Origin of the sequence: Actinomycetospora flava (assembly GCF_037400335.1) — a bacterium.
Classification (GTDB): Bacteria; Actinomycetota; Actinomycetes; order Mycobacteriales; family Pseudonocardiaceae; genus Actinomycetospora; species Actinomycetospora flava.
The window spans coordinates 750,648-774,509 of sequence record NZ_JBBEGM010000001.1 but is presented as its reverse complement, the minus strand read 5'-3'; the positions used below and the strand labels follow the sequence as shown (position 1 = coordinate 774,509).

The 23,862-nt window shown below is 74.9% G+C and carries 26 protein-coding genes; 17 read left to right on the top strand and 9 right to left on the bottom strand.

Annotated elements, in window-relative coordinates:
• Window positions 1-8 precede the first annotated feature (8 nt).
• The 6 genes from WCD58_RS03810 to WCD58_RS03785 all read left to right on the top strand — a co-directional run bounded on the left by WCD58_RS03810 (window position 9) and on the right by WCD58_RS03785 (window position 7,126).
• Complete coding sequence (locus tag WCD58_RS03810; protein ID WP_337699646.1) at window positions 9-1,190, top strand: amidohydrolase family protein; 1,182 nt, start codon at window positions 9-11, stop codon at window positions 1,188-1,190.
• The gene (locus WCD58_RS03805; RefSeq protein ID WP_337699644.1) at window positions 1,187-2,497 is read left to right on the top strand and encodes a M20 metallopeptidase family protein; all 1,311 of its coding nucleotides are present in this window, start codon (window positions 1,187-1,189) and stop codon (window positions 2,495-2,497) included. The genes WCD58_RS03810 and WCD58_RS03805 overlap by 4 nt, the downstream gene beginning before the upstream one ends.
• A 39-nt stretch (window positions 2,498-2,536) precedes the next feature.
• Window positions 2,537-3,124 (top strand): class I SAM-dependent methyltransferase, encoded by a 588-nt coding sequence (locus tag WCD58_RS03800; RefSeq protein ID WP_337699642.1) that lies wholly within the window; start codon window positions 2,537-2,539, stop codon window positions 3,122-3,124.
• A gap of 91 nt (window positions 3,125-3,215) precedes the next feature.
• Complete coding sequence (gene dxs / locus WCD58_RS03795) at window positions 3,216-5,204, top strand: 1-deoxy-D-xylulose-5-phosphate synthase (RefSeq protein WP_337699640.1); 1,989 nt, start codon at window positions 3,216-3,218, stop codon at window positions 5,202-5,204.
• A gap of 52 nt (window positions 5,205-5,256) precedes the next feature.
• A complete protein-coding gene (locus WCD58_RS03790) occupies window positions 5,257-5,928 on the top strand; it encodes a response regulator transcription factor (RefSeq protein ID WP_337699638.1) in 672 nt (223 codons plus the stop codon).
• Window positions 5,929-6,031: 103 nt separating this feature from the next.
• Window positions 6,032-7,126: a sensor histidine kinase gene (locus tag WCD58_RS03785; protein WP_337700786.1), complete on the top strand. Its 1,095-nt coding sequence runs from the start codon at window positions 6,032-6,034 to the stop codon at window positions 7,124-7,126.
• Here WCD58_RS03785 and WCD58_RS03780 read toward each other — a convergent pair.
• The 3 genes from WCD58_RS03780 to WCD58_RS03770 all read right to left on the bottom strand — a co-directional run bounded on the left by WCD58_RS03780 (window position 7,114) and on the right by WCD58_RS03770 (window position 10,359).
• Window positions 7,114-8,388: an HRDC domain-containing protein gene (locus WCD58_RS03780; RefSeq protein WP_337699637.1), complete on the bottom strand. Its 1,275-nt coding sequence runs from the start codon at window positions 8,386-8,388 to the stop codon at window positions 7,114-7,116. The two genes, WCD58_RS03785 and WCD58_RS03780, sit on opposite strands and share 13 nt — an antisense overlap.
• A gap of 191 nt (window positions 8,389-8,579) precedes the next feature.
• Window positions 8,580-9,275: a response regulator gene (locus tag WCD58_RS03775; RefSeq protein ID WP_116706142.1), complete on the bottom strand. Its 696-nt coding sequence runs from the start codon at window positions 9,273-9,275 to the stop codon at window positions 8,580-8,582.
• A gap of 478 nt (window positions 9,276-9,753) precedes the next feature.
• On the bottom strand, window positions 9,754-10,359 hold the full coding sequence (locus WCD58_RS03770) for a DUF3000 domain-containing protein (protein ID WP_337699635.1): 606 nt from the start codon (window positions 10,357-10,359) through the stop codon (window positions 9,754-9,756).
• A 184-nt stretch (window positions 10,360-10,543) separates the two neighbouring features.
• On the opposite strand from WCD58_RS03770, the gene hemE reads away from it, so the two are divergent.
• From hemE to WCD58_RS03745, 5 genes are all read left to right on the top strand, one after another.
• On the top strand, window positions 10,544-11,614 hold the full coding sequence (gene hemE / locus WCD58_RS03765) for a uroporphyrinogen decarboxylase (RefSeq protein ID WP_337699633.1): 1,071 nt from the start codon (window positions 10,544-10,546) through the stop codon (window positions 11,612-11,614).
• Complete coding sequence (gene hemG / locus WCD58_RS03760) at window positions 11,611-13,035, top strand: protoporphyrinogen oxidase (RefSeq protein WP_337699631.1); 1,425 nt, start codon at window positions 11,611-11,613, stop codon at window positions 13,033-13,035. The genes hemE and hemG overlap by 4 nt, the downstream gene beginning before the upstream one ends.
• A gap of 19 nt (window positions 13,036-13,054) precedes the next feature.
• On the top strand, window positions 13,055-14,419 hold the full coding sequence (locus WCD58_RS03755; protein WP_337699629.1) for a DUF2252 domain-containing protein: 1,365 nt from the start codon (window positions 13,055-13,057) through the stop codon (window positions 14,417-14,419).
• A gap of 26 nt (window positions 14,420-14,445) precedes the next feature.
• Window positions 14,446-15,138: a hydrogen peroxide-dependent heme synthase gene (gene hemQ, locus WCD58_RS03750; protein WP_337699628.1), complete on the top strand. Its 693-nt coding sequence runs from the start codon at window positions 14,446-14,448 to the stop codon at window positions 15,136-15,138.
• An 82-nt stretch (window positions 15,139-15,220) separates the two neighbouring features.
• Window positions 15,221-15,535 carry a hypothetical protein gene (locus WCD58_RS03745; protein ID WP_337699626.1) on the top strand — a complete coding sequence of 105 codons (315 nt, stop codon included), beginning with the start codon at window positions 15,221-15,223 and terminating at the stop codon, window positions 15,533-15,535.
• A 3-nt stretch (window positions 15,536-15,538) separates the two neighbouring features.
• Here the strand turns inward: WCD58_RS03745 and WCD58_RS03740 are convergent, their stop codons facing one another.
• The 4 genes from WCD58_RS03740 to WCD58_RS03725 form a co-directional block, all read right to left on the bottom strand.
• Window positions 15,539-15,964 carry a PH domain-containing protein gene (locus WCD58_RS03740; protein ID WP_337699624.1) on the bottom strand — a complete coding sequence of 142 codons (426 nt, stop codon included), beginning with the start codon at window positions 15,962-15,964 and terminating at the stop codon, window positions 15,539-15,541.
• Window positions 15,965-16,126: 162 nt separating this feature from the next.
• Window positions 16,127-16,882, bottom strand: coding sequence for a class I SAM-dependent methyltransferase (locus WCD58_RS03735; RefSeq protein ID WP_337699621.1), 756 nt, complete (start codon window positions 16,880-16,882; stop codon window positions 16,127-16,129).
• Between the two features lie 56 nt (window positions 16,883-16,938).
• Window positions 16,939-17,364 carry a peptide-methionine (R)-S-oxide reductase MsrB gene (gene msrB, locus WCD58_RS03730; RefSeq protein ID WP_337699619.1) on the bottom strand — a complete coding sequence of 142 codons (426 nt, stop codon included), beginning with the start codon at window positions 17,362-17,364 and terminating at the stop codon, window positions 16,939-16,941.
• A gap of 39 nt (window positions 17,365-17,403) precedes the next feature.
• The gene (locus tag WCD58_RS03725; protein WP_337699617.1) at window positions 17,404-17,751 is read right to left on the bottom strand and encodes a hypothetical protein; all 348 of its coding nucleotides are present in this window, start codon (window positions 17,749-17,751) and stop codon (window positions 17,404-17,406) included.
• 48 nt (window positions 17,752-17,799) lie between these two features.
• Here WCD58_RS03725 and WCD58_RS03720 point away from each other — a divergent pair, with 48 nt between their 5' ends.
• From WCD58_RS03720 to WCD58_RS03705, 4 genes are all read left to right on the top strand, one after another.
• Window positions 17,800-18,282 (top strand): MarR family winged helix-turn-helix transcriptional regulator, encoded by a 483-nt coding sequence (locus tag WCD58_RS03720; protein ID WP_337699615.1) that lies wholly within the window; start codon window positions 17,800-17,802, stop codon window positions 18,280-18,282.
• A gap of 13 nt (window positions 18,283-18,295) precedes the next feature.
• Complete coding sequence (gene ligD, locus WCD58_RS03715; protein ID WP_337699613.1) at window positions 18,296-19,330, top strand: non-homologous end-joining DNA ligase; 1,035 nt, start codon at window positions 18,296-18,298, stop codon at window positions 19,328-19,330.
• A 294-nt stretch (window positions 19,331-19,624) separates the two neighbouring features.
• Window positions 19,625-19,897 (top strand): hypothetical protein, encoded by a 273-nt coding sequence (locus WCD58_RS03710; protein WP_337699611.1) that lies wholly within the window; start codon window positions 19,625-19,627, stop codon window positions 19,895-19,897.
• Complete coding sequence (locus tag WCD58_RS03705; RefSeq protein ID WP_337699609.1) at window positions 19,866-20,885, top strand: DNA glycosylase AlkZ-like family protein; 1,020 nt, start codon at window positions 19,866-19,868, stop codon at window positions 20,883-20,885. Before WCD58_RS03710 ends, WCD58_RS03705 begins: the two co-directional genes overlap by 32 nt.
• Before the next feature lie 36 nt (window positions 20,886-20,921).
• Here the strand turns inward: WCD58_RS03705 and WCD58_RS03700 are convergent, their stop codons facing one another.
• Window positions 20,922-21,917: an LLM class flavin-dependent oxidoreductase gene (locus WCD58_RS03700; RefSeq protein ID WP_337699607.1), complete on the bottom strand. Its 996-nt coding sequence runs from the start codon at window positions 21,915-21,917 to the stop codon at window positions 20,922-20,924.
• Between the two features lie 145 nt (window positions 21,918-22,062).
• Here WCD58_RS03700 and WCD58_RS03695 point away from each other — a divergent pair, with 145 nt between their 5' ends.
• Window positions 22,063-22,851 (top strand): alpha/beta fold hydrolase, encoded by a 789-nt coding sequence (locus WCD58_RS03695; RefSeq protein WP_337699605.1) that lies wholly within the window; start codon window positions 22,063-22,065, stop codon window positions 22,849-22,851.
• Here the strand turns inward: WCD58_RS03695 and WCD58_RS03690 are convergent.
• Window positions 22,848-23,171, bottom strand: coding sequence for a rhodanese-like domain-containing protein (locus WCD58_RS03690; protein ID WP_337699603.1), 324 nt, complete (start codon window positions 23,169-23,171; stop codon window positions 22,848-22,850). The two genes, WCD58_RS03695 and WCD58_RS03690, sit on opposite strands and share 4 nt — an antisense overlap.
• A 120-nt stretch (window positions 23,172-23,291) precedes the next feature.
• Between WCD58_RS03690 and WCD58_RS03685 the strand changes: the two genes are divergently transcribed.
• Window positions 23,292-23,747 (top strand): BLUF domain-containing protein, encoded by a 456-nt coding sequence (locus tag WCD58_RS03685; protein WP_337699601.1) that lies wholly within the window; start codon window positions 23,292-23,294, stop codon window positions 23,745-23,747.
• The last annotated feature ends 115 nt before the right edge of the window (window positions 23,748-23,862 follow it).

Genomic DNA, 23,862 nt, shown 5'->3' with positions numbered 1-23,862 from the left:
GATCATCCGTGAGCGGCAGCCTGATCAGCGCGGGGCTGGTGCCGGCGGGGCCGGTGAGCTTCCTCGACGGCGTCCGGCTCGTCGACCACCACTGCCACAGCGTCGTCGCGGGCCCCCTCGACCGCCCCGGGTTCGAGGCCCTGCTCACCGAGGGCGCCGGCCCGGCCCCGGGCACGAGCAGCTTCGACTCCGCGCTGGGGTTCTCGGTGCGCCGCTGGTGCGCGCCCGCGCTCGACCTGCCCGCCCACACCGCGCCCGACGACTACCTGGCGCGGCGCGCGGAGCTCGGCCCCGACGAGGTCAACCGCCGGTTCCTCGGCGGCGCGGGGGTCGGCGCGGTGTTCGTCGACCACGGCTTCTCCGCCGACGGCCTGCTGCCTCCGGCGATGCTCGGCGCGACCGCCGGCGCGTCGGTCGGGGAGGTGGTGCGCCTCGAGGCCGTCGCCGAGGCGGTCGCCGACGCCGGGGTGGGTGCCGCCGACTACGGCGACGCGGTGATCGAGGCCGTCGCGGTCCGCACCGCGGACGGGCGCCACCCGATGCCCGTCGCCACCAAGAGCGTGCTCGCCTACCGCGCGGGGCTGGACGTCGACCCGACCCGCCCGGAGCCCGACGAGGTGCGCCGCGCGGCCGACGGGTGGCTGCGCCGCCGGGCGGAGACCGGCGAGCCGCTGCGCGACCCGGTGCTGCTGCGCCACGGCCTGTGGGCCGGGATCGACACCGGGCTGCCACTGCAGCTGCACACCGGGTTCGGCGACGCCGACGAGGACCTGCACCGGTCGAACCCGGCCCTGCTCGTGGGGCTGGCTCGCCTGGTCGAGCCGCTGGGCGTGCCGCTCATGCTGCTGCACTGCTACCCGTACCACCGGGAGGCGGCGTGGCTCGCGCAGGTGTTCTCGGTGGTGCACGTCGACGTCGGCCTCGCCGTGCCCTACGTGGGCCCGCGCGCGGCCTCGATCGTCGCCGAGGTGCTCGAGCTCGCGCCGTACGGCAAGGTCCTGTACTCCTCGGACGCCTTCGGACTGCCGGAGCTGCACCTGCTGGGGGCGCTGCGCTTCCGGTCCTCGCTGGGTGGTCTGCTGGAGCACCTCTGCGCGACCGACGAGCTCGCGCCCGCCGACGCCGAACGGGTGGCCACGATGATCGGGACCGACAACGCACGCCGGGTCTACGGGCGGATGCCGGCGTGAGTCGTCCGGTGCCCGCCGACCCGCCCCGGCTCGCCCCCGCCCTCCGCGCGGCCCTGGAGGCCGAGCTCGACGACGCCGTCGCGCTGCGCCACGCCCTGCACCGCGAGCCCCGGCTCTCCGGCGACGAGGCGGACAGCCGCGACCTGGTGCTCGCCGCCCTGGCCGACCTCGGCACCCCCGAGCTGATCGCCGACACCGGCGCGATGCTGCGCCTCGGCGCGCCCCCGGACCCCGCACGCCCCGCGGTCGCCGTGCGCGCCGAGCTCGACGCGCTGCCCGTCGTCGAGCGCACGGGGCTGCCCTTCAGCGCCACCGGCGACGTCGCGCACGTGTGCGGCCACGACGTGCACGTCGCCGCCCTGGTGGCCGTGACGCGGGCCGTGGCGCGCGCGGGCCCCGAGCTGCTGACCGCCCCGCTGCTCGCCGTCTTCCAGCCCCGCGAGGAGAAGGCACCCTCGGGGGCGGCCGACGTCGCCGGGGACCCGCGGTTCGCCGCCCACGGGGCCGGCGCGATGCTCGGCGTCCACGTCCAGCCCGAGCTGCCCCGGGGCACCGTCTCGGTGCGCGGCGGGCCGGTGAACGCGTCGGCGGACGAGATCGAGATCGAGGTGCACGGCCGCGGCGGGCACGGCGGCTACCCGCACCGCACGCGCGACCCCGTGCTGGCGCTGGCCCAGATCGTCGCGGGCGTGCACCACATCGTGTCCCGCCGGGTCGACCCGATGACCGCGGGCGTGATCACGCTCGGGCAGCTGGAGGCCGGGTCGGCGCCCAACGTCGTCCCCGAGACCGCGACGGCGCGCGGCACGGTCCGCGCGCTCGACGCCTCCCGCGACGAGCTGCTCGCCGCCCTGCGCGAGGTCGTCGAGAGCACCGCGCGCGCCTACGGCTGCTCGGCGACCCTCACCGTGGTGCCCAACGAGCCCGCGGTGGTCAACGACGAGGCGCTCGCGCGCACGGTGGCGCGGTCGCTGGGGTCGCGGCGGCGGGACGACCCCGTGGACCCCGGCAACGGGGACGCCGAGCCGGCCGCGGACGGCCTCGTGCTCGACACCACGTTCCGCTCCTGCGGCGCCGACGACTTCTCCCACTACGGTGAGGTCCTGCCGTCGCTGATGCTGTTCGTCGGCACCGCCGCCGCCGGGGCCACCCCCGGCGCCGGCCCGGGGCTGCACCACCCGGAGTTCTCGCCGGACGACGCCATGGTCGGCGAGGTCGCCCGGGCCCTGCTCGCCGCGGTCACCGCCGCGGGTGCCGCGCTGGTCCCGGCCGAGGACCCGCTCACCGCGGCCGCCCCGCACGCGTAGATCCCCTCTCCGCCCACCGACGAGTCCCCGAGAGTCACCGTGACCGAGATCCAGGCGTTCGCCCGCGAGTTCCTGCGCGACCCGCTCAACGTCGCCGCCCTGTTCCCCAGCTTCGCCCCGCTCTGCCGCCAGGCCGCCGCCCCGCTGCCCGAGACCGGCGACCCGGTCGTGCTCGACCTCGGCGCCGGCACCGGCCAGGTCACCGACGTCATCCAGGAGCGTCTCGGCGGCCGCGGGCGCCACATCGCCGTCGAGTTCAACCCGCGGATGGCCGCGGTGCTCGCCGAGCGCCACCCGAAGGTCGAGGTGATCTGCGACGACGCCCACGCCGTGGTCGACCGCCTCCTCGCCGAGGGCGTGCGCACCGACCTCGCGGTCTCCGGCCTGCCCTGGCTGGCCACCGCGCCGCGCCGCGGGCGCTCGATCTTCGAGCCCCTCGCGCGGCTGTCGGCCCCCGGCGGCGCCGTGACGCAGCTCGCCCACGCCTGGATCCGGTTCTTCCCGGATGCCCGGAAGGTGCAGCGCAACCTCGAGGCGAACTTCGAGGAGGTCGTGGTCACGCGCACGGTGCTCGCGAACATCCCGCCCGCCGTCGTCTACGTGGCGCGGCGGCCGCGGATCCGCTGAGTGTCCACCGGACGCGCGCTGGACTGCGGCCCCGGCCCGCGTCCGTAGACTGGCCTGCTGAACCGATCCGCCGGTCGAGCCGAGGTGACCCGTGACGTTGCTGGACCGTGTCCGCACCCCCGCGGAGCTGCGTGGGCTCGACGCGGACGAGGTCGTGGCCCTCGCCGCGGAGATCCGCGCGTTCCTCGTGGACAAGGTGTGCCGCACGGGCGGGCACCTCGGACCGAACCTGGGTGTGGTCGAGCTGACGCTCGCGCTGCACCGGGTGTTCGACTCCCCACGCGACGCGCTGATCTTCGACACCGGCCACCAGAGCTACGTGCACAAGATCCTCACCGGTCGGGCCGGTGACTTCGACGGGCTGCGCCAGGGCGGCGGCCTGTCGGGCTACCCGAGCCGCGCCGAGAGCGAGCACGACCTCGTCGAGAACTCCCACGCCTCGACGGCCCTGTCGTGGGCCGACGGCCTCGCCAAGGCCGACGCGCTGACCGGGCGCGACCGCGCGGTCGTGGCCGTCGTCGGCGACGGCGCGCTCACCGGGGGCATGTGCTGGGAGGCGCTCAACAACATCGCGGCGGCGCCCGACCGCCCGGTGGTCATCGTCGTCAACGACAACGGCCGGTCGTACTCGCCGACCATCGGCGGGCTCTCGCGCAAGCTGACCTCGCTGCGGCTGCTCCCGCGCTACGAGCAGGTGCTCGAGCACGGCAAGCGCGCGGTGCAGCGGGTCCCGGTCCTCGGCTCGACGCTGTACTCGGCGCTGCACGCGGCCAAGGCCGGCGTGAAGGACGCGCTGAGCCCGCAGCCGCTGTTCGCCGACCTCGGGCTGAAGTACCTCGGCCCCGTCGACGGCCACGACGTCGCGGCCCTGGAGCACGCGCTGGGGGTCGCCCGCGACTTCGGCGGGCCGGTGGTGGTGCACGCGGTCACCGCCAAGGGCCGCGGGTTCGCGCCCGCCGAGGCCGACGAGGCCGACCTCATGCACTCGCCCGGGCCGCTCGACCCGGAGACCGGGCAGCCCGTCGGCCCCAAGCCCCGGGACTGGACCGCGGTGTTCACCGAGTCGATGCTCGAGCTGGGCCGCGAGCGCTCCGACGTCGTCGCGATCACCGCCGCGATGCCCGGCCCGACCGGGCTCGCGAAGTTCGGCGAGACCTACCCCGAGCGCCTCTTCGACGTCGGCATCGCCGAGCAGCACGCGATGACCTCGGCGGCCGGCCTCGCCGCGGGCGGTCTGCACCCCGTGGTCGCGATCTACTCGACGTTCCTCAACCGCGCGTTCGACCAGCTGCTCATGGACGTCGCCCTGCACCGCGCGCCGGTGACCATCGCGCTCGACCGCGCCGGGGTCACCGGCAGCGACGGCGCGAGCCACAACGGCATGTGGGACCTGTCGATCCTCGGCATCGTGCCGGGCCTGCGGGTCGCGGCGCCCCGCGACGCGGTGACCCTGCGCGAGGAGCTGCGCGAGGCCGTCGGCATCGACGACGGCCCGACGGCGCTGCGCTGGTCGAAGGGCGCGGTCCCCGCCTCGGTGCCCGCGATCCGGACGCTCGGGCCCGTGGACGGGCCGGGGCGCGTCGACGTCCTCGCCGAGCCGCAGCGGCCCTCCCTGGCGGCGCCGCGGCCCACCGCCGTCGAGCGGCTGCCCGACGCCGCGCTTCCCGACGTCCCCGACGTGCTGCTCGTGTGCGTCGGCGCGTTCGGCGAGCTCGGGGTGCAGGCCGCGGAGCGCCTGACCGCGCAGGGGATCGGCGTCACCGTCGTCGACCCGCGCTGGGTGCAGCCCGTCCCGGAGGCGCTGGCCACGCTCGCCGGGGAGCACCGGCTCGTGGTCACCGTCGAGGACGGCGGGCGCCACGGGGGTGTGGGCTCGGCGCTCGCCGAGGTGCTCTCGGCCGCCGGCGTCGACGTCCCCGTGCGCCGCCTCGGCCTCGACCAGGAGTTCCTCGCGCACGCCTCGCGCGGCCAGGTGCTCTCCGCGGCCGGGCTCACCGACGCCGACGTCGCCCGCCGCATCACCGAGTGGGTGTCGGGCCGGGAGGCGCTGACCGTGCCGGACGCCGATCTCGCCCGCTGAGCACACCTTCTTCTCAGCGCTCGCTCAGGTGAGCTGTGGCACCGTGGAACACGTGCGAGTACTGATCGTGGAGGACGAGCAGGCCCTGGCCGACGCGCTGGCCCGCGGGCTGCGTCGCGAGGGGATGGCCGTCGACGTCGCGTACGACGGCGACGAGGGCAGCGAGAAGGTCGGCGTGACGCGCTACGACGTCGTCGTCCTCGACCGCGACCTGCCGGGCCGGTCCGGAGACGACCTGTGCGCCGAGATCGTCGGCGGGGTCACCCGCGTCATCATGCTCACGGCGAGCGGCACGCTCCGCGACAAGGTGGAGGGCCTCGCCCTCGGCGCGGACGACTACCTGCCCAAGCCCTTCGACTTCCCCGAGCTCGTCGCCCGCGTGCGCGCCCTCGGCCGCCGGGCCACGCCCGCGGTGCCGCCGGTGCTGCGCTCCGGCGACGTCGTGCTCGACCCGGCGAAGCGCACGGTCACCCGCCGCGAGACCACCCTGGAGCTCACCCGCAAGGAGTTCGGGGTGCTCGAGGTGCTCATGGCCGCCGGCGGCGCCGTCGTCAGCTCCGAGGAGCTGCTCGAGCGGGTCTGGGACGAGAACGCCGACCCGTTCACCACCACCGTGCGCGTGACGGTCATGACGCTGCGCAAGAAGCTCGGCGAGCCCGGCATCATCGACACCGTCGTGGGCTCGGGCTACCGCGTGCCGGCGGGGACACCCGCCACGGTCTGACCCTTCACGGGGTCCTGCGGCGCGCCCCGTAGCGTCCTCGCCCGTGACCCCCGCCGGATCGACAGCCCTGCGCCGCGGCCCGGGGCTCCGCGTCCGGCTGACGATGCTCGCGACCGGGCTCGTCGCCCTGGTCGCGGTGCTGCTCGTGTGGCTCGGCTGGGTCCTGGTCGGCGAGGTCGCCGCCGGCGTCCCGCAGCTGCCGCCCGACACCCCGGTGATCGTCGACGGGGTTCGCGTGCCCGCCGGGCAGCTCGCGGACGCGCTGACGAAGTCGGCGCGCGTCGAGGTGCTGCGGCTCGGGTCGGTGGCGTTCGCGATGGTCGTCGTGGCCGCCGCGATCGTGTCCTGGGTGCTCGTGCGGCGCGTCCTGCGCCCGCTGCACGACGTCACGGCGACGGCGCGGCGCCTGTCGGCGGAGTCGCTCGACGCGCGCATCGGCGTCACCGGCCCCCGCGACGAGGTCGCCGAGCTCGCCGCGACCTTCGACGCCATGCTCGACCGGCTCCAGGCGGCGTTCGACGCCCAGCGCCGCTTCGTCGCCAACGCCAGCCACGAGCTGCGCACGCCCCTGGCGGTGCTGCGCACCGAGGTCGACGTGACCCTCGCCGACCCCGACGCGGACGCCGCCGAGCTGCGGCGCATGGGCGAGGTCCTGCGCGACGCCACCCGCCGCGCCGAGGACCTCGTCGCCGGGCTCCTGCTGCTCGCCCGCACCGAGGCCGCCGACTCTGTGTCCGCCGACCCCGTCGACCTCGCCGAGACCGTGCCCGGCGCGCTCGACGCCGTCCGCGCCGAGGCGCGCGACCGCAACCTGTCGGTGCGGACCGACCTCGCGAGCGCGGGGGTCGCCGGCGACGCGGCCCTGCTCGGGCGCGTGGCCGGCAACCTGCTCGAGAACGCGGTGCGCCACAACGTCGAGGGCGGCTGGCTCAGCGTGCGCACGGGCGTCGAGAACGGGCACGCGGTGCTCTCGGTGGCGTCGTCGGGCCCGGTCGTCGCGCCCGGGATGGTCGCCGAGCTCTTCGAGCCGTTCCGGCGCGGGGCCGGGCGTACCGGCAGCGGCACCGGGCTGGGCCTGTCGATCGTGCGGGCCGTCGCGCACGCGCACGGGGGCCGCGCGGTGGCCGAGCCCGTGGAGGGCGGCGGCCTGGCGGTCCGCGTGGTGCTCCCGAGCCGGGCGCCGGCTCAGGACTCCTGAGGCTCGTCCTTCGGGGTCTCCGGGCGTACCAGCAGCGCCTCGGCCAGCAGCGGCGCGGCGAGCTCCGCCTGCCACGGCCGCGCCCCGAGCTCGAGGAGCGTCGCGGCCGTGGTGGCCGCGTCGGCGGTCTCCGGGGGCGCCCAGCACAGGCGGCGGACGACGTCGGGCGTCACGAGGTTCTCGACCGGCGTGCCGGTGCGCTCCGAGAGCGCGGCGAGCGCGGCACGGGCCGCGGCCAGCCGCGCGGCGGCCGCGGGGTCCTTGTCGCCCCAGCGGTGCGCGGGCGGCGGGCCGTCGGGGGCCGGGGCGCTCGCCGGCCACCGCGACCGCGCCAGCCCGCGGGCCCGCTCGATCGCGGACCACCAGCGGTCGGCGAGGCGGCGCTGGGCGCGGCCCCGGAAGACGGGCATGGCGACCAGCTCGTCGCGGCGGGCGGGCTCGCGCAGCGCGGCGTCGACGATCGCGGCGTCGGGCAGGAGGCGGCCGGGGGCGATGTCCCGGGTGGCGGCGAGCTCGTCGCGCGACTCCCACATCTCGCGCACCACCGCGAGCGCGGCGGGCCGGCGGACCTTGTGCAGGCCCGAGGTGCGCCGCCACGGCTCGGCGCGCGGGGGCGGGGGAGGGGCGAGGCGCACGGCCTCGAACTCCTGCTCCGCCCAGGCGGTCTTGCCCTGGCGGTCGAGGTCGGCGGCCACCGCGTCGCGGAGCTCCACGAGCAGCTCGACGTCGAGGGCGGCGTAGGTCAGCCAGTCCTCGGGCAGCGGGCGCCGCGACCAGTCGGCGGCGCCGTGGCCCTTCTGCAGCCGCACGCCCAGGAGGTGCTCGGTGAGCGGGCCGAGCCCGACGCGGGGGTAGCCGACGAGGCGCCCCGCGAGCTCGGTGTCGAAGAGGGTGTCCGGGCGCATGCCGACCTCGGCCAGGCACGCCAGGTCCTGGGAGGCGGCGTGCAGCACCCACTCCACCCCGCGCAGGGCCTCGCCGAGCACCGAGAGGTCGCCGTCGCAGGCGATCGGGTCGACGAGGAAGGTGCCGGCGCCCTCGCGGCGCAGCTGCACCAGATAGGCGCGGGCGGAGTAGCGGTACCCCGACGCCCGCTCGGCGTCGACCGCGACCGGGCCGTGACCCGACGCCAGCGCAGCCGCGGCGTCCGTCAGCGCCGCGCGGTCCGCGACGAGTGGCGGCACGCCCTCGGCCGGCTCGAGCAGGTCGACGACGTCCGGCTCGGCCGCGGGACCGGCCTGGGGGTCCGTGTCTGCCGTCACGAAGAGAGGAGTCTGCCCCGCATCTCCCGCGTCCGCGGGAGATCCGGCGGAACCCGGGGGTGTGTCGTCCCCCGGAGTCCGGTCACGGACCCCGCCGGCGTCTCCGGCGGGGTCCGTGGACCGCATGACCTTGCCCGGCCCGACGGTCGACCGCTCGCCGTCGGCGGTGGTCGACCTGCGTGCCCCCGCGCTCAGCGGATGACGCCGGCCCGCATGGCCAGCGCGACCATCTGCGCACGGTCACCCGTGCCGAGCTTGCGCCCGATCCGGGAGAGGTGGCTCTTGACCGTCAGCGCCGAGAGGCTCAGCGCGTCACCGATCTCCTTGTTGGAGCGGCCGTCGGCCACGAGCTGCAGCACCTCGACCTCGCGGGCCGAGAGCTCCCGCGGGGTGTTGTCGGTCGCCGGAACGCGGGTGCCCGCCGCGAGCAGGGGAGCGACGGACGGGTCGGCGTAGAGGCCGCCCTCGAGGACCCGGCGCACGCCGTCGGTGACCACACCGGGCGACGCCGACTTGAGCAGGTAGGCCTGGGCGCCCGCCTGGAAGGCCGCACGGACCGCCGACGGGTCGTCGGAGGCCGCCAGCACCACGACACGGTTCCAGCCCTGGGCGCGGAGCTCCGCGATCAGGTCCAGCCCGCTGCCGTCCGGCAGTCCGAGGTCGAGGATCGCGAGATCGCACGGCCCGGAGGCCAGGGCTCGCGTGCGGGCCTCGGAGATCGAGGCCGCCTCGTGGACGGTGCCCGCGCCCATCGAGGAGAGCCGCTGCGCGATCGCTTCGCGCAACAGCGGGTGGTCGTCGACCACCAGCACGGTGAACATCTCTTCCCGCGGATGCGGGACCATGGCCGGCGGCAGCAGTCCGCTCGCGACGCCGCGAAGGGCCATGCCTGGGCCCACGGTTGCCACGTCGAGTACCTCCTAGAAGTCGGTCTTGCCCCCCGACATTCCGCACCGGGCCCTCGAACCATCGACCGCGCCGCCGATCGGACGAGGAAGTGCGTGCGAGAGAAGATATCCCCCCGGGCGAGTTAACGAGAGCATCAGGGCCAACTTCGCTCGGTGGAGTTTCGCGTGTTACGCGGTCGCGGTCACCCTTTGGAGTGGACAGACTCCACGAAATCGTCTCGCAGTAACACTCGGTGTAACCGCGACTACGGAGAGTGCCAAGTGGCGCCGACCGCTGTAGGGCGGCTGCTGCCAACGCCCCAACGTCTACGCGTGACGGTCGCAGTACGAGCGGGCTGATCGGACGTCACCCTGTGCATCCCTGTGAATGCACAGGATGACGCGCGGATGACCTGCGGGAAGTCCTGTGGACGCCCGGAAAAATTGCGACAGCGATACCGGGGGTACCGGGAGAATGTCAGCCGGAACGCCCGGCGCGACGGGCACCGAGCGTCGTCACGCCCACCGGCGGAAGTCCAGCCGCGATGGCGAGGACACCCGCGAACGCGTCGCCGTGGGCCGTCAGGACCTCTTCGGTCGGCGTCCACGACGCGCGCAGCTCGAGATCGGTGGCGTGGCTCGGGCCGCTGATGTCGCCGAAGCGGACCGAGGCGGTCTGGGTGACCGTGCCGCCCAGCGCCGTCCACGCCGCCCCGGAGTCCTCCAGCGCGCCCGTGAGCCACGACCACGCGACCTCGGGCAGCATCGGGTCGCCCGCGTGCTCCGGGTCGAGCTCGGCACGCACGAACGTCACCACGCGCAGCGTGCCGTCCCAGGCGTCCTGGCCCTCGGGGTCGTGCAGGAGCACGAGGCGCCCGGTGACCACGACCTCGGCGTCGTCGACCTCGCCCGTGCCCGGCGGCGTCGGGTTCGCCAGCACCTCGGCGCTCCAGGCGGCCGAGTAGGGCGCCAGGCGCTGCGGGGGCCGCATGGTGCGCAGCTCGATCTCCGCGCGCGTCTCGAGCTCGCTGAGGGAGTCCACCGCGCGCCGGAACGTCTCGGGGTGGGTGGTGGGCGCCGTCACCTCGATGACAGTAGGCCGAACGGGTAGGCGCGTGTACCTCCCACGCCGAGCGCGGCCGCGGCTCACCCGCGGCGTGGGGCGGCCGGCGGGGGTGCGAGGGCGTCCCCGGGTGCGTGGGACGCAGCGAGCGTGACCCTCGCTCCGATCACGGTGACCGGCGGGGCCGTGGGAGGATGGGCGCACCATGAGCAGGGCAGGGATCGTGACGACAGACATCTCCACGGGGCGCCGGCACCTGCCCGACGCGCCCTTCCTCGCCGCCGCGCGCGGAGAGCGCCCGGCGCGCCGCCCGGTGTGGTTCATGCGCCAGGCCGGGCGCTCGCTGCCGGAGTACCGGGAGGTCCGCAAGGACACCGGGATGCTCGAGGCCTGCCTGACCCCGGACCTCGCCTGCGAGATCACGCTGCAGCCGGTGCGCCGCTACGGCGTCGACGCGGCGATCCTCTTCTCCGACATCGTCGTGCCGCTCAAGGCCGCCGGCGTCGGGGTCGACATCGTCGCCGGCACGGGGCCGGTCGTCGAGGAGCCGGTGCGCTCCGCGGCCGACGTCGCCGCGCTGCCGGTGCTCGACGCGGAGGGCGTCGCCCCGGTGGCCGAGGCGGTGCGCCTGCTCGTCCGCGAGCTCGCCGAGACGCCGCTGATCGGCTTCGCCGGCGCGCCGTTCACGCTCGCCTCGTACCTCGTGGAGGGCGGCCCCAGCCGCAACCACGAGCGCACCAAGGCGCTGATGCACGCCGAGCCGGACACCTGGCACGCGCTGTGCTCCGCCCTCGCCGACACCACGCTGACCTTCCTGCGCGCACAGGTCGCGGCGGGCGTCGACGCGGTCCAGCTCTTCGACTCCTGGGCCGGCGCGCTCTCCGAGCGCGACTACCGCGAGCTCGTCATGCCGCACTCCGCGCGCGTGCTCGCCGGCCTCGCCGACGCCGGCGTGCCGCGCATCCACTTCGGGGTCGGCACCGGCGAGCTGCTGGGTGCGATGGGCGAGGCGGGCGCCGACGTCGTCGGCGTCGACTGGCGGATCCCCCTCGACGTCGCCGCCTGCCGGGTCCCGCCCGGCACGGCGCTGCAGGGCAACCTCGACCCGGCGCTGCTCTTCGCCGGCCCGGACGTCGTCGAGCGCGAGGTCCGCCGCATCCTCGCCGAGGGCGCCACCGCGGAGGGCCACGTCTTCAACCTGGGCCACGGCGTGCTGCCCGAGACCGATCCCGACGCGCTGGCGCGGGTCGTGGACCTGGTGCACGGGACACCGTGACCCGCGTCCTCGTCGTCGGCGGCGGGGTGTCCGGGCTCGCCGCGGCCCATCGTCTGCGCACGCTGCTCGGCCCCGGCGCGGAGCTCGTCGTCGTCGAGTCCGCCCGCACGCTCGGCGGCAAGCTCTCCGCCCTCGAGCTCGGCGGGCGCCGCGTCGACGTCGGCGCCGAGGCCTTCCTCGCCCGCCGACCCGAGGCCGCCGAGCGCATCGCGGAGCTCGGCCTCGGCGACCAGCTCGTGCACCCGGGCCGCGCCGCCTCGTCCCTGCAGGTCGGCGGGCGGCGGGTCGGCCTGCCGCCGCGGACGGTGATGGGCGTGCCCGGCGACCCCGACGTCGCCGCCGACGCGCTCTCGCCCGCGGGGCTCGCGGCGCTGCGCGAGGACCGCCCGGGCGCCTGGGAGCCCGGCGGGGACGTCGCGGTGGGCGCGCTGGTGCGCGAGCGCCTCGGCGACGAGGTCGCCGACCGCCTCGTCGACCCGCTGCTCGGCGGCGTCTACGCGGGGCACGCGGACGGGCTGGGCCTGCGCGCCACCGTGCCCGCGCTCGCGAGCGCGCTCGACGCCGATCCCCGCTCGCTGCTCGCCGCCGCCCGCTCCTGCCTGCCCGCCCCGCCGGTCGAGGGTGCGCCTCCGGTCCCGGTGTTCGGCACGCTGCGAGGGAGCCTCGCCGACCTGCCCGCCACGCTCGCCCTGGCCGCCCGCGCCGAGGTCCGCCTCGGGCGCACGGTGACCGGGCTGGAGCGCACCGCCGCGGGCTGGCGCGCCACCGTCGACGCGGGCGGCGACGCGATCGAGGCCGACGCCGTCGTGCTCGCCGTCCCCGCGCCCGCGCTGCGCCGCCTGCTCGCCGACCACGCCCCCGACGCCGCGCGGGCCGCGGGGGAGATCGAGCTGGCCTCCACCGCGCTCGTCGTGCTCGCCCTGCCCGCGGCCGCGGCGGGCCCGCTCGCCGGGCGCTCCGGAGTGCTCGTCGGCGCGGGCGAGCGGCGTCCCGACGGCCTGCCCTGGACGATCAAGGCGGCGACCTTCAGCTCCGAGAAGTGGCCGCACCTGGCGCCGAACAGCGACGACCCCGACGACACCGCGGTGCTGCGCCTGTCCATCGGCCGCCACGGCGACCAGGGCGCGCTGCGCCGCGACGACGACGACCTCCTCAGTGCCGCCCGCAGCGACCTCGCCGCGCTCACCGGGATCGAGGAGGTCCCGGTCGAGAGCGCGGTCGTGCGCTGGCCGGGCGGGCTGCCCCAGTACGGCGTCGGGCACCTCGACCGCGTCGCGGCGATGGAGGGCGGCGTGGCCGCGCTCCCGGGGCTCGCGATCGCCGGCGCGACGCTGCACGGTGTCGGGGTGCCGGCCTGCCTGGCCACCGCCGACGCCGCCGCCCACCGGGTCGTCGAGCACCTCGCGGCGGCACGGCGGTGACCGCGAGCACACTGGCCCCATGGCCGATCTCGCCGGGGAGCTGGCGACCACCCTCGGGGCACACGACGACGAGGCGCGCACCCGCCTGATCGTCGACACGCTCGCCGAGGCGTTCGCCGAGCTGATGACGGAGGCGCCCGCGGCGTTCCGCAACAAGTTCCGCAAGATGGCCGCCGAGCCCTTCGCGTTCTACCGGGGCAGCGCGGCGCTGTACTACGCCGACGTCGCCCGCCTCGACGACCCGTGGGTCGACGAGCGGACGCGGCGCGTGTGGATCCAGGGCGACCTGCACGCCGAGAACTTCGGCACCTACCTCGACGGCGACGGCGTGCTCGTCTTCGACGTCAACGACTTCGACGAGGCCTACGTCGGCCCGTGGACCTGGGATCTCCGCCGGCTGGTCGCGAGCGTCGCCCTGCTCGGCTGGTCCAAGGCGTTCTCCGACGCCGACATCGACGCGCTGAACGCGGCCTACCTGCGCGGCTACCTCGACGCCGTGCGGTCGTTCTCCGGCGGGTCGGGCGAGCGGGAGTTCGCGCTGACGCGGAGGAACACCGACGGCCCGATCCACCTGGCCCTGCAGCGCGCGCGGGAGCGCAGCCGCCGCGGGCTGCTCGACGCCCTCACCGAGATCGAGGGGGAGGACCGGGTGTTCCGCGCCGGCCCGGGCGTGCGCCGCCTCGACGACGACGAGCGCGCCGAGGTGGTCGCGGCCTACGAGGCCTACCTCGACACGATCCCGCCCGCCCAGCGCTGGCCCGACCCGGCGTACGTGGTGCACGACGTCGTCGGGCGCAGCGGCTTCGGGATCGGCAGCGCGGGCCTGCCGGCCTACAACGTGCTCATCGAGGGGCCGACCGAGGCGCTCGACAACGACATCGTCCTGTCGATGAAGCAGGCGGTGCGGGCAGCGCCGAGCCGCGTCGTCGACGATCCCGACGTCGCGGGCTCGTTCCACCACCACGGCCACCGCACCGCGCTGTCGCGCCGTGCGCTGCAGGCCCACGCCGACCGGCTGCTCGGCTGGACCGCCATGCGCGGCGTCGGCTACGTCGTCAGCGAGCTCTCGCCCTACGAGAACGACCTCGACTGGGACGACCTCACCGAGCCCCGCGAGCTGCGCGACGTGCTGCACCACCTGGGGCGCGCCACCGCGCGGGCGCACTGCGTGTCCGACGCGGACGCCGAGGCGGGGCTGGTCACCACGCAGGTCGAGGACGCGGTCCTCGCCGTGGTCGGCGAGGGGGAGGACGCGTTCGTCGACGACCTCGTCGGCTTCGGGCGCGCGTACGCCGCCGTGGTGCGCGACGACCACCGCCGCTTCGTCGAGGCGTTCCGCGCCGACCGCGTGCCCGGCGTCTCGGCGACCGAGGAGTCGCTGTAGCGCCGCTCGGTGGCACGATGGAGCCCGTGGCCCGGCTGAACTACGACGAGCTGAACTCGACCATCCGCTACGCCATGTGGTCGGTGTTCCGCACCGACCCGGCGCGCCTGCCCGAGGACCGCGCGGCCCTGGGCGACGAGCTGGCCGGCGTGATCGACCAGGCCGAGGGCAAGGGCGTCGCCGTGCGCGGGGTCTACGACCTCGCCGGCATGCGCGCGGACGCCGACTGGATGGTCTGGACACACGCCCCGGACATCGAGTCGCTGCAGGCCACCTACACCGCGCTGCGCCGCACCGCGCTCGGGCGGGCGTCGACGCCGGTGTGGTCGTCGACGGCGCTGCACCGGCCCGCGGAGTTCAACAAGAGCCACCTGCCGGCGTTCGTCGCGGGCGAGGAGCCCAAGGGCTACCTGTGCCTCTACCCGTTCGTGCGCTCGCTGGACTGGTACCTGCTGCCCGACGAGGAGCGGCGCACCATGCTCGCCGACCACGGCAAGGCCGCCCGCGGCTACGCCGACGTCCGCGCCAACACGGTGCCCGCCTTCGCGCTCGGCGACTACGAGTGGATCCTCGCCTTCGAGTCCGACCAGCTCGACCGCATCGTCGACCTCATGCGCGACCTGCGGGCCACCGAGGCCCGGCGCCACGTGCGCGAGGAGGTCCCGTTCTTCACCGGTCCGCGCGTCTCACCGGGCCAGCTCGTCACCTCGTTGCCGTAACGGTCCTCCGCCCGGCGTACCGGACGAGCCGTACATCGATCAAGTAGTCGCTTCACGGAACGCGACATGACATATTCCGTGTGTGGCGACCGTCGGCTTCCTGCACGTGGCGGCCGAGCACGTCCGTGAGGCCCGCCGGCTGCTGGCCGACCACGCGCCGGGTGTCGTCGACGTCCACCTGGTCGACCGGACGCTCCTGCGCCCGGGGCCGGACATCGCCACCCGCGTGGCCGCCCGGGTCGGCGAGCTGGTGGGACGCGACGTCGACGCGGTGATCTGCACCTGGCCGTACCTGACCGACCTCGTGGTGCGCGTCGCGCGCGAGCGCGGCATCGCGGCGGTGGGCGTCGAGGAGCTCGTGGCTCCCTCCGGGGGAGTGCCCGCCCTCAGCCGGTGAACCTCAGTCGATGAGGTGCCAGGTGATGAGGTCGTGGATCTCCGCGGCCTGCTCCTCACCGCGGCACGTGACCTCGTAGAACGTCCGGCCGACCTGGATCGCGACGGTGCGCGAGAAGATCGGCTCGTCCTCCGAGGAGACGTACGAGACGGTCGTGATGCGGCTGTACGGCGCGGTGATCAGTGCGGCGCGGCCGCCGGGGAACGCGGTGTCCAGCAGGATGACGCGGCGGTTGGTGATGCCGCACAGCGCGATCCCGGCGCTCTCGCTGGCGTAGACACCGTCGATCTGCTCCTCGGGCATGAGGCAGTCGCGGATGACGTCGTACTGGACCGTCTCGTCGAATCTCGGCAGACGGGCGGAGAGCGGGTGGGGGCGGCGCGGGTGGTGGTTGTCCGGCGCGGTCCCGGGTCGGAGCGGGTGGCCCATCGACGGCATCGTCCTATCTGCAACCTGTGGCGCGAGGCGGGCTGGCCGTCTCCCGACGGTAGTGATCCTGCCGGTCCACGCCCGCCGTCGGTGGCGTCGGACACCGGTGTCGGCGCCGAAAACGTCGCGCCGGGCGTGTCCGCTGGTCCGATCAGCGCAGCGTCAGGGCGAGCTCTCGGGGGTCGCGCGGTACTCGAGAAGGAGGTGCTGACCCCAACGCGCCATCGACAGCGGCCGGACGGTCTCCGGGTGCGCGTCCACCCACTCCCACACGGCCCGCAGCTCGGCGTCGTGGTCGAACAGGTCGTCGAAGTAGACCAGCGTGCCGGGGCGCAGGTGGTCCTCGAGCCAGTCGAGGACCTCGCGCGTGCTCGTGTAGAGGTCGCAGTCGACGTTGACGACCAGCTCGTCGTGCGGCGGCAGCTCCCGGCCCGGCAGCGTGTCGGAGAACCAGCCGGGGACGACCTCCACCCGCTCGTCGTCGATCTGCGGGACGACCCCCGTGGCGAAGCTGCCCGCTGGGGCGTCGGCGTGCCAGTCGCCGGGCAGGCCGTCGAAGCTGTCGAAGCCGATCATGCGCGCGCCGGGCGCGGTGAGGTGCTCGCTCCACCAGCGCAGGGTCCGGCCCTCGTGCACGCCGAACTCGAGGTAGAGCGGGCGGGGCGAGCGCAGGCGCTCGACGATCTCGCCGAACACCGCGAACCGGTCGCCGCGGTTGGGGACGTGCGCCTCCAGGCCCCGGATCCAGCTGCCCTGCTCGAGCGCCCCGAGGGCGGTGCGCAGGCCGGTGAGCTGTCGGGGTGAGAGCGCGCGTCCCGCCGCGACGAGCAGGCGGCGGGGCTGGATGGGGGCGAGGCGGCGGGCGAGCTCCCGCATCACCCGTCGGGGTCGTTCCCGGGACGTCAGCACGGCGGTCATCGGCCGGAAAGCGTAACGAACCACCCGGGAACGAACACCCCCGGGTGACGTCGCCGTCAGCCGGCGGGCTCCAGGTGCAGGCTCACCGAGTTCATGCAGTAGCGCTGGTCGGTGGGCGTGCCGTAGCCCTCGCCGCTGAAGACGTGGCCGAGGTGGGAGTGGCAGGTCGCGCACAGGACCTCGACGCGCGTCATGCCCATCGAGCTGTCCTCGCGCAGGATCACGTTGTCGTCCGCGGAGGGCGCGTAGAACGACGGCCACCCGCAGTGGGAGGCGAACTTGGTCTCGGACCGGAAGAGCTCGGCGCCGCAGGCGCGGCAGGAGTAGACGCCCTCGGTGAAGACCTCGTCGTACTCGCCGGTGAAGGGACGCTCGGTCCCCGCGCGGCGCAGCACCTGGTACTCCTCGGGCGTGAGCTGCTCGCGCCACTCCGCGTCGGACTTGCTGACCTTCGGGGTGCCGATCGAGGCGTCACTGCTCATGCGTCCAGGCTAATACGGCGCCGCGCGGGCGCGCCCGGCTCAGAAGACCGTGCTCAAGACCACCTCGAGGACTTCGAAGATCACGAAACCGGTGCCGAGGAGCACCAGCGTGACCAGGACGATCGCCGCGAGGCGCCGGGTGCCGTCCGCTCGATTGGCGGAGTCGGCGAAGTCGCGGACCCCGGCCAGTTGCCCCTCCACGGTGAACGCCGCGGGGCCGACGTGCTCCATCCGGTCGAGGTGCGCGGCGAAGGCGCGGGCCTCGGGGTCGTCGGGGTCGAGACCGATGAGGTCGTCGGCGAACCGCCCGGGCGGGCCCGCGGGCTCGTCGGACCCCGAACCCGATGTCCCGGAAACGCCCCCACCTGGGCCTTTCGACGCACTCATCACCCCACGGTAACGCGCACCACTTCCCGTCGGGCCTACCCTGGGGACATGAGCACGGACACCCCGGCGACTTCGGCGGCGCCCACGAAGCTCGACGCACAGCTGTGCTTCGCGCTCCACGACGCCTCCCGCGCGATCGCGGCGTCCTTCCGTCGCGGGCTCGCGCCCCTCGGGCTGACCTACAGCCAGTACGTCGTCCTGCTCGTGCTGTGGGAGAACGGCCCCACGACCATGGGCCGGCTGTGTCGCGAGCTGCACCTCGACAGCGGCACGCTCTCGCCGCTGCTGCAGCGCCTCGAGGAGCGCGGCCGGGTCGTCCGGCGCCGTCGCCCCGAGGACGAGCGCACCGTCGAGGTGTCCTGCACCGCCGAGGGCGACGCCCTGAGGGAGCCCGTCCTGGCGATCCAGCGCCGCGTCGCGGCCGAGACGGGCCTCGAGTCCGGCGACATCGACCGGCTGCGCGGGGAGCTCCAGGCCCTGGCCGACCGTCTGCGCACCGCCGACGAGAGCGGCGTCACCAGCGCGGACTAGTAGATTCCCCGCCGTGGCGAAGTCCCCGGCGGAGGAGATCGACGTCGACGGCCTGGCCGTCCGCATCAGCAACCCCGACAAGGTCTACTTCCCGGACCGCGGGATCACGAAGCGGCAGGTCGTCGAGCACTACGTCGCGGTCCGCGAGCCGCTGCTCGCGGTGCTCTACGAGCGGCCGACGCATCTCAAGCGGTTCGTCGACGGCGTGACCGGCGAGTTCTTCTACCAGAAGCGCGTGCCCAAGGGTACGCCCGAGTGGGTCGACACCGTCGAGGTCCGCTTCCCCAGCGGACGGCCCGCCACCGAGATCTGCCCGACGCGCACCGCCGTGCTGCCGTGGGCGGCGAACCTCGGCACCTTCGACTTCCACCCCTGGCCCGTGCGCCGCGGCCAGGTCGACCAGCCCGACGAGCTGCGCATCGACCTCGACCCGCAGCCGGGCACGGATTTCGCCGACGCCGTGCGGGTCGCGGGCGTGCTGCGCGAGGTGCTCGACGACGCCGGCCTGCACGGGCGCCCGAAGACCTCGGGCGGCCGCGGCGTCCACGTGCTCGTGCCGGTGCGCCCGGACTGGGACTTCGTCGGCGTGCGCCGGGCGGTGATCGCGCTGGCCCGCGAGGTGTGCCGGCGGATCCCGTCCGAGGCGACGGTGGACTGGTGGAAGGAGGAGCGCGGTCAGCGCGTCTTCCTCGACTACAACCAGGCCGCCCGCGACCGCACCATCGCCTCGGCGTGGTCGGTGCGCGGCACCCCGCGGGCGACGGTGTCGATGCCGCTGCGCTGGGAGGAGCTGCCGGACGTCGACCCCGACGACTTCGACGTCCTCACCGCCGCCGGTGTCCTGGCCGAACGCGGCGACGCGCTGGCCGGGCTGCACGACGATCCCGGGAGCCTGGAGACGGTGCTGGAGTGGGTCGAACGCGACCAGCGCGACCACGACCTCGGCGACCTGCCCTATCCGCCGGAGTACCCGAAGATGCCGGGCGAGCCGAAACGCGTGCAGCCCAGCCGCAGCCGCGCCGACACGACGGGCAAGACGGTCACCTGACGGTGCCTCGCGGTCGGCGACGAGGGCGTCGCCCGGTTGACGGTCCGCAAGGGAAAGGTGACGCTGTCCTCGGGAGGGCAGTGATGGACGAGCAGGTCACCTGGGTGATGGAGCTCGAGGTCGTCACGCCCGGTCGCGCGTCCGAGGTCGAGCTCGTCGACATGGCGCAGCAGGCGGAGCCGTGGGAGTGGTCGGTCAGTGCGCTCGGCGACCAGCCCGGGATACGGGTGCTCGTGCACCTGGCTCGACCCCTCGCCGTCGACCGTGTCACCACTCATCGCGGGGGAGGACGACATGTCTGCGCAGTACGGCGGACGGGTGCAAGTCGTCCACGAGGCCGGCGGATGGTCGCTGTTCGTGCCGGGGCTGCCCGTCTCGGCGGACGGCCCGACGGTCGACGAAGCTGTCACCGAGATGATCGAGGCCCTTCGGCAGTACGCGGCGGACTGGCACGAGCGGCTCCGTGACGTCCCGAACCATCGGGATCACGCGGGTGTCGTGCAGATGATCAGCGAACGCGATGACGATCAGCTCCGTGGCTGGCTGGTCGGTGCGCGAGGTCGGTAACGGCGTGGATCGCGCCGCGGTCGTCGCGCACCGGCTCGCCGTCCAGCATCTCGATCGTCGGCTGCCCGCGTCCCGCTGGCGCGAGGCGGTCGCCTGCGGACTGCAGGACAGCGCGCCGCGGTCGGCGGTGCTCGCCCTGCACGCGCGGGTCTCCGGTGTCGCCCCCGACGCGTGGGAGCACCCCGACCTGGCGCAGGTGTGGGGACCGCGCGGTGCCGTCTACGTCGTGCTCGCGGCGGACGTCGCCGCCTTCACCCTCGGGCTCATGCCCCGCGACGAGGGCGTCCGGGACGCCGCCGAGGAGACCGCCGACGTCCTCGGCACCGCGCTCGGCCCCGACCGGGTGCGCAAGCGCGAGGTCCTGGAGATCGTCGACGGGCGGCTCGACCGGCTCATGGCGGCCGCCGTCACGGGACGAGTGCGCCTGCGCTGGGACGGGCGGGACACGCTGGTGTGGATCGTCCCCGCGCCGGCCGTCGACCCGGAGACGGCGCGCGCGGATCTCCTGCGCCGCTTCCTCGACGCGCTCGGACCGTCGACCCCGGCCGGGTTCGCGCGCTGGAGCGGCCTGCGGCCGGCCGAGGTCCGCACGACGTGGGAGGCGGTGGCCGGGCCGGAGCCGGCGTCCGCGGCGGCACCCGCCCGCGGGGCACGCCTGCTCCCGCCCGGCGACCCGTTCCTGCTCGCGCCGGACCGCGAGCTGCTCGTCCCGGACGCCGACCGCCGCCGTGCCGTGTGGCCGCTGGGCGTCGCCCAGCCCGGCGCGCTGCTCGCCGACGGCGAGATCGTCGCCACCTGGCGGCGTCGCGGCCACCGGGTGGAGATCACCGCGTTCGACGACCTCCCCGACGACGTCCGCAGCGCCGCCGAGCAGGAGGCCGCGGGCTTCCCGCTCGGCCTCGACCCCGAGGTCGGGGTGACCTGGGCTCGCGACGGAGTCGGCGGCTCCGGAGCTCGCGGTCTCGGTGACGGACGCCGTCGGAGGTGAGTGGCTCCGTCACCGAGACCGCGATCGGTATCGCTCCTAGGCGGCGTTGACCTTCGGCATGATGTCGTTCTTGATCCGCTTGAGGTCGTCGAGCGTCTTCGACACCGGGACGTCGGTGAACGGCGGCCAGATCAGCGGCATCGTCAGCCCGGCCTCCTTGTAGGCCTTCAGCCGGTCGGTGAGCTGCTTCTCGGTGCCGACCAGCAGGTTCGACGCGACACCGCCCGCGGTGCTCTGGTCCATCTCCTCCTCGGTGATGACCGTCCAGATCATGCTGCAGATCTCGAGGTCCTTCGACCGCTTCGGGCTGCCGATCTCCTCGAACTGCTCGTCGATCGCGGTGAGCCACTTCGCGAGGCCCTCCGGCGAGTCCTGGATGCCGATCCAGCCGTCGAGGTCGTACTTCGTGATGCGCTTCGCGGAGCGCAGCGGGTCCTTGAGGCCGCTCATGAAGATCGGCGGGCGGGGCTGCTGCAGCGGCTTGGCGCCGAACCCGCAGCGGTCGAAGTCGGCGAACTCGCCGTGGTACTCGAAGAGGTCGTTGCCCCAGACGCCCTGCAGCACCTCGATCGTCTCGCGCACGTGCTTGTGCCGCTTCGGGAAGATGTCCGCGGCGCTCGCGGCGGCGAACTCCTCGGGCATCCAGCCGGCGCCGAGGCCCACGTTGAGGCGCCCGCCCGAGAGGTGGTCGATGGTGGCCAGCTCCGCGGCGAGGACGCCCGGCGCGCGGAAGGGGGTGTCGATGATGCTCTGCCCGATGCGGACCTTCGACGTGCGCGCCGCGAGCCACGGGAGCAGCGGATAGCCCTGGAACCACTGGCCCCGCGCCTGCACGGGCAGGGCGTGCGGCAGGTTGTCCATCATGCCGAACGTGTACTGGAGCTCCTCGCGGTCCGACGCCTCCGGCACGACGATCCGGTCGAGCGTCCAGACGGAGTCGAAGTCGAGCTCCTCGGCGAGGTCGGTGAGGTCCTCGAGCTCCTTGATCGTCACCTCGGTGCGGAAGTTCGGCAGGTAGAGAGCGAGCTTCATCGGGGAACGGCCTCCTCGCCGTGCGTGTAAGGCGGGTCACATAGGGCTGGGAGAACGCTCCCGCACCGATCGGTGTGACGCAACTGACCAGGCGAAGGGGATCGGCCGTTCGCCGACCGTGTCCGGACGACTACCGTCCGGCCCCGTGACCGACGGCGTGCGCGTCCACGGCGACGACGGACCGCCCGTGCTGCTGCTCCCCGGCGGCGCGGAGACGACCGAGGGGTTCTTCCCCGGGATGGTCGAGGGGCTCGTCGGGGATCCTGGCTGTCGGGTGGTCGTCCACGACCGGCCCGGCACCGGCTCGTCGCCCGTTCCCGGGACGCTCGCCGACGCCGCCGACCACCTGCACGCCCTCGTCACCGACCTCGCGACGGGCCCGGTGGTCGTGGTCGGGCAGAGCCTCGGCGGGGCGGTCGCGACGCTGCTGGCGGCCGCCCACCCGCAGGACGTCGCCGGGCTCGTCCTGCTCGACATGACGCCGGTCAACGACCCGGAGATCGCCGCCCAGGTCGAGCGGCGCACCGCCACGATCGCGCGGGCGACCGCGGTCCCGGTGCTCGGCCCGGCGCTGCTGCGCGCGACGCTCGCCGTCACGGCGCGCCGGATGAAGCGCGGGCTGCGCCCGGACTGCGCGGCGGCGGTCGACCGGACGATGGCGATGGACGTCGACCAGCTCGTCGGCGCCGTGGACGGTCTCACCGAGCTCGCCCGGGGGTGGCGCGACGACGCGCTCCCGCGCGTTCCGGCGGCGGTCGTGACCGCCGACCGCAAGCCCGGGGCGGCGATCCGCCGCGCCCACGAGCGCCTCGCCGCCGCGCTCGACGCACCGGTCCTGACCTGGCCGGGGGCGACCCACAGCGTCCACCTCGACCACCCCGGCGAGGTGCTCGACACCGTCCGCGACGTGGTCCGGCGGTCGGTGGTCCGTTAGTCCAGCGCGCCCGGCGACCCGTCGTCGCGCACGAGCGCGCCGCCGTGCTCGGACCACGCGCGCAGCCCGCCGTCGAGGCTCACGGCGTCGACGCCGGCCTCGGCGAGCGTCTCCGCGGCCCGTCCGCCCCGCCCGCCGCCGCGGCAGGTGGTGATCACCGAACGGCCCGCGAACTCGGCGGGGTCCAGGTCGCCCAGGGGCCGGTGCACGGCGCCGGGGGCGTGGCCGGCGGCCCACTCGTCGGGTTCGCGCACGTCGACGAGCACGGCCTCGCCGCTCTCGACGCGGCGGCGGGCGTCGGCGGGATCGATGGCGGACATGCGCCCAGCGTGACACCCCGCTCCGTGCCTCCTCCTCGTCTCCGGAAGCGGACCCCTCGACAGCTCGAGGGAGACCAGCATAATGAGACGCCGATCACAGTCCACCCGAGGAGACCTCTGATGGCCGGACCGGACGAGAGTGGGTCGCCGGTCTTCCGGCTGATCTACCAGAGCCACAGCCGCATCCCGAAGACCGACCGCCCGACGGTCCTCGGCGAGATCTTCAGCCAGGCCCGCTCGCGCAACAAGGGTGCGGGGATCACCGGCGCGCTGCTGATCACCGACCACTACTTCGCGCAGGTCCTCGAGGGGCCCCAGGACAACGTGGAGGAGCTCTACGGCCGGATCAGCGGCGACTCCCGGCACGAGCGCCTGGCCGTGCTCGAGTCCGGGACGGTCGACCAGCGCGCGTTCGGGAAGTGGTCGATGGCCCAGGTCTCGGCGGCGGGGCACGCGGACATCCCGCTGCACACCGCCAACGGCGAGATCCACCCCGCGGCGCCGAGCCACCTCACGCCCGAACAGTCCAAGGTCTTCGCGACCATGCGCAACGCGATCGGCGCGGACACGGTCTGAGGCGCGGGGTGTTCTGACCGAAGGGCACCTTCGGTCGGATAGAGGGGCGAGGGGTGCCCTCGGCCGGAACGGTCGCCGGGGCGAGCGGCACCCTGCGCATGATCGACGAGGGTCA